This is a genomic window from Wolbachia endosymbiont of Cylisticus convexus, from assembly GCF_003344345.1.
This window is the reverse complement of the sequence record NZ_QPIP01000071.1, coordinates 1-7,847: the sequence shown is the minus strand read 5'-3', so window position 1 is coordinate 7,847 and position 7,847 is coordinate 1. Positions and strand designations below refer to the sequence as shown.

Annotated in this window: 2 protein-coding genes and 4 pseudogenes; 3 read left to right on the top strand and 3 right to left on the bottom strand. The window is 34.5% G+C overall.

Annotated features, from left to right (window positions below; translation table 11 throughout):
* Positions 1-661: 661 nt before the first annotated feature.
* Positions 662-815: pseudogene (locus tag Wcon_RS13080) on the top strand (IS3 family transposase); the annotation flags it as partial.
* Between the two features lie 203 nt (positions 816-1,018).
* Positions 1,019-1,600 (top strand): annotated as a pseudogene (locus Wcon_RS07120) (transposase family protein); the annotation flags it as partial.
* A 58-nt stretch (positions 1,601-1,658) separates the two neighbouring features.
* Here Wcon_RS07120 and Wcon_RS07115 read toward each other — a convergent pair.
* Complete coding sequence (locus Wcon_RS07115; RefSeq protein ID WP_338062150.1) at positions 1,659-3,689, bottom strand: ankyrin repeat domain-containing protein; 2,031 nt, start codon at positions 3,687-3,689, stop codon at positions 1,659-1,661.
* Positions 3,690-3,770: 81 nt separating this feature from the next.
* Positions 3,771-3,824: pseudogene (locus Wcon_RS12830) on the bottom strand (ankyrin repeat domain-containing protein); the annotation flags it as partial.
* 380 nt (positions 3,825-4,204) lie between these two features.
* On the opposite strand from Wcon_RS12830, the gene mutS reads away from it, so the two are divergent.
* Complete coding sequence (gene mutS, locus Wcon_RS07110) at positions 4,205-6,715, top strand: DNA mismatch repair protein MutS (RefSeq protein WP_114517708.1); 2,511 nt, start codon at positions 4,205-4,207, stop codon at positions 6,713-6,715.
* A gap of 208 nt (positions 6,716-6,923) precedes the next feature.
* Here the strand turns inward: mutS and Wcon_RS07105 are convergent.
* A pseudogene (locus Wcon_RS07105) lies at positions 6,924-7,847 on the bottom strand (IS110 family RNA-guided transposase); the annotation flags it as partial.

Below are 7,847 nucleotides of genomic sequence, written 5' to 3'. Positions count from 1 at the left end.
TCATCAGCAAAAATAGGAAGAGATTTGGGTATTAGCGGCTAAGCAGGTGGGTAAAAACATACAATATCTGGAACCAAGGAAAAGGAACTTGTGACAAAGAAAAGTTTGATTTAAAGAAAGAGCTGGCAAGAGTAACGAGAGAAAGAGACATTTTAAAAAAAGCCCTGGGATATTTTGCAAACCAAAAAGAGTTTTTATAAAAGAACATGAAAATTGCTATAAAACACGGGAATTATGAAGGTTTTTGAACGTATCTGCTTGTATAGATGGATTACTCAGAAAAAAAACAATAAGAGAAGAGCTCATACAAAGAAAAGCATCACAATGCAGGTACGGAGCTCCTAAACTGAATTAAAGGCTTTAGGTAAAATCAAAACAATGTTATGCAGAAAAATGGCATTCAAGCTAAGCTTAGATGAAGGTTTAAAACCACAAATAGAGTTATAACATATTGAATCAGAATTTCACCACTGATCAACCAAACAAGATATGGGTTTAGGTACATAAAAACCAATGAAGGATGGTTGGCAATAATAGATTTAGTTGATAGGCATAGATATGGCTATTGATAGGCGCAAATCTGCTTATAGCGATCAAGGATCACAATACACCTCTAAAAATTAGAGATTTTTACTGAGTACAAAAAATATTATTTCTAGACAAAGGTTATTGTTATGATAATGCTGTTTCAGAGAGCTTTTTTAGTTCACTCATACTCATTGATACTTCACAACACTCTGCACAACACCGCAATATTTGAATATATAGAAATTTTTTATAATAAACAGCGTAGACATTCTACATTGCATTCCTGAACTTTTTATTTTCATAGCAAAAACTTCTTTACTTCCTCTCTACTTTTTCTGGGTAAGGTCACCCTGCACAACTATACCCGAAAATTGCTAAACTTAAATTTTGGTGTTTCTTCTTGATTTGACAGATTTTGTTTGTCTGACGCTTATATTTCACACTTTCAAATATTCGATTTTCACTCCCTGTGACAATTTTGAAAGAAGTCTATCGTTGTTTACAAAGGCATGAGATTAGTAGACTACCAAACATTGATGGAGACATCCAGCCTAAAAAGAAGTTCAAACAATATCCTATCGGCTACTTTCATATTGATATCAGAACTGAGGAAGGCATTCGTTTGTTGCTATAGACAGAACGTCCAAATTTGCTTATGTTGAGCTTCACGAAAGCGCTATAAAACCTATAGCTGCTGAGTTTTTCGTAACTTGATTAGAATTTTACCATATAAAATCCGTACCGTTTTGACAGACAACGGTATACAATTTACTAATCAGAAGCGTCATAAATATGCTTTTCAACATATATTTGATAGAGTTTGTGAAGAACATGATATTGAACACCGTTTGACAAAAGTCTTGGACAAGTTGAACGTATGAATAAAACCTTAAAGAATGCTACAGTTAAACTACCGAGCAACTCAAAGAGCATCTTTATGCCTTTGTTATAATTACGCTAAAAGACTCAAAACTCTTAAAGGTCTTACTCCTTTTGAATTTATATGTTCTCAATGCTCCCTGATTTATTTATACTAAATCCTTACTATTACACTCTGGGAGCATACAGCTAGTTCGTTTAATATCATAAAATTTGCACTCTTTGGCAATTTAAACTTAAGCTGAGCAACACTAACCTTGCGAACGAACTTTCTCTATGCCCTGTTGTACAATAGGAGATAAAGATATATTTCCTAATGAAGAACTCACACCATATTTGGAATCTTTTTCTAAAACTTCCTCATGTAAGCTAATTACTTCAGAAGATTTCAATTCTTCATACTTAAAATATCCTTGCTTAATGGCATCGTAGACAGAATAATTGCCAAGGAAGCAATCCTCACCTAATTCTTCTTTACAATTTTTGAACTTTTCCAATATGTCTTCCTTGTTACTTACCTCTACTATAATTCTGCTTTTATCTTGCACATCAGGATACAATCTAACATCTACTTTTCCCAAATCAGTATGAAAAGTTAGTACTATATTACCCGTAAGGTTAGTATAATTTCTTACTCCATTTTCCGTTAAAATTTCTATCTCGCTTTCACCGATCGCTATCACGTCTCTTCGAAGTCCTGTGCTTTCACCTGTTCCATTTATGACTTTCGCAACCTCGACTGTACTATTCTTTGAGCATTTCAAGTAGAAAGTGAAGTTGTCCATTTTTGCCTCTTTTACCGTACCAGTAGTTGCGCTTTTTGCAGCTTCCAAAAATCTTAGAGAATAACGTACATATCTTTTACGTGCTTCTTTCAGATTAGCTTTGTGTCCTTCAAACTTCTCTAGTTTATCAATTACAATTATACTACTCAGAGTTTCAAGTACTGCCCCTTTTGATACCAAATTACATACTATGCGACTAGCAACTTTTATGTCCCTTTCAACTTGAAAAATCTTTAATTCACTAATTCTTCTTATTACATAATCTGTAAAATTATACCTACTTTCATAAGCATTTTCATATATATTTCCCTTGTAAGAAAGATTCAACCTTATCCCAAATTCTATAACTTCGGTTACAATCTGTTCTAGCTGATTTATGTCTTGAGCTTTATCTAATTCACCAAAATATTCATGTAGATCTTGCTCATCTATAGAGAACTCATCCCATAGATTTACACTCTTGCACGAACGCTTTTTTCCATTATGGTCAACTTGTGTTTCTTTACGAAAAATTCCATAAAGAACATCCTTGGCACCAATTTGTGATCCTTCTTCCCAACCAAAAAAGTGGCAAATCCTTTCAAAATCTTGAGTATTCTTGTGTTCACTCAAAAGCTGTTGTAGCTTAGTAGAGTTTTTAGAAGCAGACCATAACTTTTTCAGTAAACTCTTTCCCTTATCAGTTAACAAATGGTTTTTAATATGATAGTTAGGATTATTAATTGCAATTTCCAGTGGGGTTTTCCCTTTATTATCCTGTATATCACGATTAGCTCCTTTCTTTAGAAGCAAAACCGCAATTTTACTACAACCACCATAACGCGTCACATAATGCAAAGGTGTTCTTCCTGTAGCATTTTTTTCATTAGGATCAGCCCCTGCCTCTAAAAGTAAATCCATGAATTCTCCTGCATTACTACATTCCATAGTTGATAGCACATGCAGTATTGTCAGTTTAGATTCTCCTCTTTTAAGGTTGAGGATGGTTTTTAGATCTTGATTACTTTTATGATCTAGTAAAAATTTTTTAATTTTTTCAACATCATTCTTATAATCCTTATAAGTAACATGTGGAAAATCTTTAAAAATGCTTAAAAATTTTTTATTCAACTCCTTCTGACTTTCTGTTAAGTTGGACATATCAACAAGCCACGTAGATGTCAACTTACCAAATGCACTTCTTCCAGCAACATCCATTAAAGAACAGTCACCGCGAAGTAGCAATGAGTATTTAATCAATTCATATTCATCATCCTCTTGTTGTTGTGTTTCTTTTGCTTTCTTCGGGTGCTTAAAATCATTTTTTATTAATTCAACCAAGAGCTTTAATGTGCTAAAACTTTTATGTTCCAATAAAGGATCTGCTTTGTTTTCAAGTAGAATTCTTACTATATCTAAATAGCCATTTCTAGTAGCCCAGCATAATGGAGTACGCCCGTACCTATCCGCTACATCAACATTAACTCCCTTTTCTATGAGGGTTTTTACTATTTCCACTTGGCAATTTTCAGCAGAAACAGCATGATGTAATACAGTACTTCTATCCTGACCCACTGCATTAACATTAGCCCCTTTTTCTAACAGGAACTCTACTATCTCTTTATGTCCATTGAGAGCAGCACAATGCAAAGGAGTACACCCCTCCTGGTCTGCTGTATTAACATTAGCCCCTTTTTTATTAAAAGCTCTGCCATCTTTACAAGATTACCTCTAGCAGCTATATGTAAAAACGTACTCTGATCATCGAATGTATAATTTATGTCAAATCCATTATCTTGCCACTCTTCATACGTGCCTGGATCTTCTTTTTCCAACTTCTCTTTTACTCTTTCGATTATATTACTCTCATTTAAATCACTTATTATACTTAATATTTCTGACAATCGTTCATGTGCCATAATCCTACCTTAAACTATTTGCTTTTGTACTATAGCTAAAAAAAATTATTGATCCATAATAAAATAACCAATGCCAGAGAAAGCTAGTTTATTGCTAACATATTTAAAAATATTATGAACTTAATAAGAGAAAAAAACACTCCTGTGATGGAGCAGTATTTGAACTTGAAAGCTCAATACAAGGATCATCTATTGTTTTATAGACTGGGAGATTTTTATGAATTATTTTTCGATGATGCCATTAAAGCTGCGAAGTTGTTGAATATAGTGCTTACTAAAAGAGGTAATGCGTGTGGACAGGACATACCAATGTGTGGAGTGCCAGCACACAGTAGCGAATCTTACCTGCATAAGCTAATAGATTTAGGATTTAAAGTAGCAATTTGTGATCAATTAGAAACTGCCGATGAAGCAAAAAGGAGGGGCTATAAATCCATAGTAAAACGTGATGTAGTGCGAATTGTAACTCCAGGTACAATTATGGAAGATTCACTACTGGAGGATAAAAGCAATAATTATCTCGCATCCATAGTTGAACAAAATGAAGAGTATGCTATTGGCTGGCTCGAATTATCAACGGGAAAATTTTTTCACACTACAACGAATTTGAAAGCTCTAGATAGTGATTTACTGCGTATATCACCAAGGGAATTATTGATCTCTGAAAAGCTCACTGAAGATGAAAGAGTTAGATCAATTTTGAAAAATTATAAGATATCGATTACGCAACATGCACAGAGTTTTTTTGAGTATAATAAATCCCATAGAACGCTGTGTGAATTTTATAAAATCAGAGAGCTTGGAGTTATAGGAAAATTCAGTAAAATAGAGATTATGGCATGCGGTGCGCTGCTTGAATATGTTAGAGTAACGCAAAGAGGCTCCATTCCAAGACTTGAGTTGCCAAAGCCCTATAAACAACAAAATTTCATGCTTATTGATGCTTCAGCAAGGAGAAATCTTGAGTTATTTTCAACTCAATTTGGTGAAAAGAAAGGTTCATTAATTTCAGTTATCGATCATACACTTACAGCCTCTGGTGGACGCCTGCTCAAACAAATGCTTGCTTCACCACTTGCTTGTTCTAAGGCAATTAATTTAAGGCTCAGCACCGTTGAATTTTTTGTAAATCACCATGAGTCATGCAAAAAAATACGGGAAATATTATCTAATATTCCAGATATTGAGAGATCATTATCGCGCTTGATGCTAGGGCGTGGTTCACCAAAAGACATTTATTTATTAAAAGTTGGTCTTGGAAAAACGTTAGAGTTATCTGAGCTTTTGTCTACCTTACATAGTTATCACTTAAGTGAAAAACCGGCAGCTAACTCTCAGATGTCATTTCAGTGCTTGACTAGAGAAAAGGAGTCAGTGTCTACTACTCAAGTGATAAGTAGTGACAAGAGTGAACTCAGCACAATACATAAAAGTCTTGGAAATCATAAAAACTTATTCGAGCTTCTAGAGAGTGCTGTACTTGATAATAACCTCAGTTCCGTAAAAGAAGGAGGATTTATCAATCCAAAATATAATCAAGAACTATCTGAGCTATCTTATGTGCTGAACAATAGTAGCAAACTGATCACTAAACTCCGTGAATCTTATCGCGACCTAACTGGCATTGCTGCACTAAAAATATTACACAACAATATACTCGGTTATTACGTTGAAGTGTCAGCAAATCACAAAATAACTTCAGATGTATTTATTCATAGGCAAAGCTTAGTAAACAGTGTTCGCTATACTACTAATGAATTGAAAGAATTAGAAAATAAAATTCTTACGGCACGTGATGCTGCAATCGGCTTAGAAATGAAAATTTTTAGTGAACTGTGTAGTGAAATTGCTAAAGAATCTGAAAAAATTGCTCTTTCTGCAAATGCTTTGGCAAAACTTGATATTAGAACCGCGTTTGCAGAGCTTGCGGTACAAAACAATTACGTAAAACCCATTATCGACGATAGTAAGGAATTTGATATCTGTAGCGGAAGGCATCCAGTGGTTGAAGTAAACAATAAATTTATTGCAAACAGCATAAGTTTGGCTGGTATACATCTAATTACCGGTCCTAACATGGCAGGAAAAAGCACTTTCTTGAGACAAAACGCTCTCATTGCAATTTTAGCTCATATGGGATCATTTATGCCAGCAGATAGTGCACACATTGGAGTAATTGATAAGATATTCAGCAGGGTTGGTGCAACAGATAATATAACAGCTGGTTATTCTACCTTCATGGTAGAGATGATTGAAACAGCAACGATAGTCAATCAGGCAACAGATCGTTCCTTGGTGATACTTGATGAAATTGGTAGGGGCACAGGAGTATATGATGGCTTATCTATTGCTCAGGCGGTAATTGAGCATATTCACAATATAAATAAGTGCCGCGCCATTTTTGCAACTCATTATCATGAATTGACTAAAGTAGGTGAATACTTAGAAAATGTGAAATGTTTTTGTGTGAAAATAAAAGAATGGAATGGAGAGGTAATCTTTCTACATGAAGTAATTGAGGGTATTGCAGATGAGTCATATGGAATACATGTGGCAAAACTTGCCGGTTTTCCTGACTCTGTTTTAAATAGAGCAAGTGAAATATTTGAGGAGTTGAAGGCCTGAGGAAGGTAATTATTATTTAAGTACACACAGTTACGGCCAGCATACGCGTCAAGTTAAGGAAAAGTGGCATAAGAAAGATACCGTCTTGCTAGTCAACAAAAAAATTACTCAAGCTGTATCATAAAATCAAAAAATACTTCTGATTGTGTAACAGTACACAGATTACAGTTAGTGAATATGTTGAATGGATTGGAAGCATTTTTTGATTTTAAACTACAGTCAACATCCTAGTTCTGTAATTCTTGATATGATTTGGATCAAAAGCACTTTTGGATGTCAGGATACCGAAAATGATATGGAGTAGCTTACGCATTGCAGCTCCCACAATTGCCATATTATGCTTACCCTTCTTCTTTAGTCTTTGGCAAAAACTCACAATGATAGGATTGTGATTCTTGGCTACTATGGCAGGAAAGAAAAGGGCCTTACGTAATGTTTGTGAACCTGATTTACTTAATCTTGGTTTAGAATGTACAGATGAACCTGATGTTATATTTTTCGGTATAACTCCTGTATATGCTGCCAATTGCCTGGCATCTCTAAAAGCTTTTATGTCAGGGATTTCAGCTAAAATAGCCATTGCTGATTCCTCTCCTATTCCTGGAATAGTCAATAGAAGCTGAAAATTTTCCAACAATTCTTTGTGCTGCTTTAATAGTTTGCGTATGGAGTTTTTTATTATTTCTATTTTTTTAACTATATTCGTTGCAACAAGCATTTGCAACTTCTTTAGGCAGTCTCTCTTTTTTTTCTAGGTGGTTATTTACTAATTCTTTTAACGCAACTGAGCAACGATAAAGATGTTTTAATTTTTTCATTTCAGAAGAAGGTGGTGTCCAACGAGTTGGTTCCTGTCTTTGGCAATAATCAGCAATAATTTCTGCATCAGTCTGATCATTCTTTTGTCTTACGAGCTTACTCCTTGTATAAGATTTAATACAATAAGGATTTACAACACTAACAAAATGTCCAGCATTGTGCAGAAATTCAGCCAAAGCTTCGCTATAACAACCACATGCATGACTTTACTTCTTCCACATTATGCTTTTGTAGAAAACTCAGCAGACCTTGAAACCCAAGATCATCGTTCTTAAAGCTCCTTTTCCTAGTTTCACGCTTTTCTTTTTTACTT

What these genes read in the sequence shown, in the direction of transcription:
- mutS (WP_114517708.1), top strand. Translation starts at nt 4,205, where the DNA reads ATGAACTTAATAAGAGAAAAAAACACTCCTGTGATGGAGCAGTATTTG.